Origin of the sequence: Paraburkholderia humisilvae (assembly GCF_902859855.1) — a bacterium.
In the GTDB taxonomy this organism is placed as follows: domain Bacteria; phylum Pseudomonadota; class Gammaproteobacteria; order Burkholderiales; family Burkholderiaceae; genus Paraburkholderia; species Paraburkholderia humisilvae.
The window spans coordinates 1-1693 of the sequence record NZ_CADIKH010000303.1; the positions used below are offsets into that span (position 1 = coordinate 1).

Genomic DNA, 1693 nt, shown 5'->3' on the forward strand with positions numbered 1-1693 from the left:
AAGCTCGACCATGCGAGCCCGGAATTCCGCAGGGTATGGGGTACGATGCTTGCCCATTTCCGGCACCTCCTTCTCAAAAGAATAGGTGTCCGTTTTTCTGGGTCAATCTCACGAATACCGGGCTGCGCCGCCTTCAGGAAACTTGAAGTTTGCAGTGGTGCGCGATCTTTATGAACTCCATTTATGCGAGTTGTACGTTGGAAGGCAGAGCAAATGCCATCCCCATTCGACCGACGTCCCAGATAAAACCAGCCAGCTCGCGTGCGACAGCAATGATGGCGACGTGCGGAGTCTTGCCTCGGCCTACGAGTTTGCGAAATCGTCTGCACAGCCTCAACTGCGCATCCCAGGCACGATCAATTATCGGTTTGGGTAGACCTTCATGTCGGCGCTGGATATCGATGCTTACGCGTGCGGGATGGCGGTAGCTCCAGGCAGATTCAACGAGAAGTTTGCGCGCATAGCTGTTGCCGGTCTTGGTAATGCTGCCCTGACGTCGTTTCCCGCCCGACGAGTGTTCCGAGGGCGTCACGCCAATCCACGCCATCAACTGCCGGGGATGTTCGAAGCGCGACAGATCACCCAGTTCAGAGACCAGTCCAATTGCCGACGTGAAGTTGATTCCACGCATGGCCTGCAAGGCGAGCACGACCGGATAAAAACGCCACTGGGTGACCGCTTCACGCAATGTCAGCTCCAGCCGCTCGCACTGGGCGAGTCGATCCTCGATCGTGCGTCGGTGTTCGTTGAACGCCAGTTGCTGCCACGCGCTGTCGAATGAGAACGTACTTAACCAGCGGCGATGTGTTGGCCCCCAGTTGGGACGGCCGAGATAGTGGACGCCGTGGGCGAGCAGGAATGATTTGAGCCTGCAGCGCGCCGCCTTCAGATCCTCCCGTGCAGCGGACCACGCACGGGCCAGGTCGCGGAAAGCCTCATCTTCAATCGTTGGCACATGTACGGCCGAGAGATCGCCGTTGCGGAGCGGACCAGTTTGATCGCGTCACGGCGGTCCGTCTTGACGCGATCACCTGGTTTGCGGGGAATGAGTGATGGTGCGCAGACCATACAGTCGTAGCCTTTATCGACGAGCCTTCGGTAAAGGCCATATCCGCATGGTCCGGCTTCGTAGACGAAACAGATGTGAGGGGCCTTCGGCTGCAGCCGTTTGCAAAGCCGCTCGACATCAATCTGCATGGCGCCCACCTTCCCGAACAGTTCGACGTCACCCATCCCGACCGCATAGGCGACCGTGATCGAATCCTTGTGGACATCCAGTCCCACGTACAGCGCGCTATCGTGTTCCATGCTGGCCTCCGCGTCGGAATGAACCGTTGAGCGGCGGCTCCGCCCTCGCTCGATGCGGCTCTGGCAGCAATGCTAACCCGCGCTTACGACCGCACGGCGGCCAGCCTTGCCGAACGGGAGTCATACTGACTTGCTGATTCCACCCAGCCTGACCTTGCCGCCGGAACTGCTCTGTCGTGGCACGAGGCCCAGATAGGCGGCAAATTCCCGCCCGGAGCGGAACGTCTTTGCTTGTCTGATGACGGATACGGCCGCTGTCGCGGTGAGCACACCCACGCCGGGAATTTCGGAGATGCGTCTGCATGCCTCATCGTTGCGACGCCATTCGAGAATGCGCTGCTCGATCCGTGTGATCTGCTCGTCGAGCGCTCGAAGCCGCGAAAGC

At 59.5% G+C, this 1693-nt stretch carries 2 pseudogenes; both read right to left on the reverse strand.

Annotated elements, in window-relative coordinates:
* Positions 1-181: 181 nt before the first annotated feature.
* Positions 182-1308 (reverse strand): annotated as a pseudogene (locus HV796_RS42105) (IS110 family RNA-guided transposase).
* 129 nt (positions 1309-1437) lie between these two features.
* Positions 1438-1693 (reverse strand): annotated as a pseudogene (locus tag HV796_RS42110) (transposase); the annotation flags it as partial.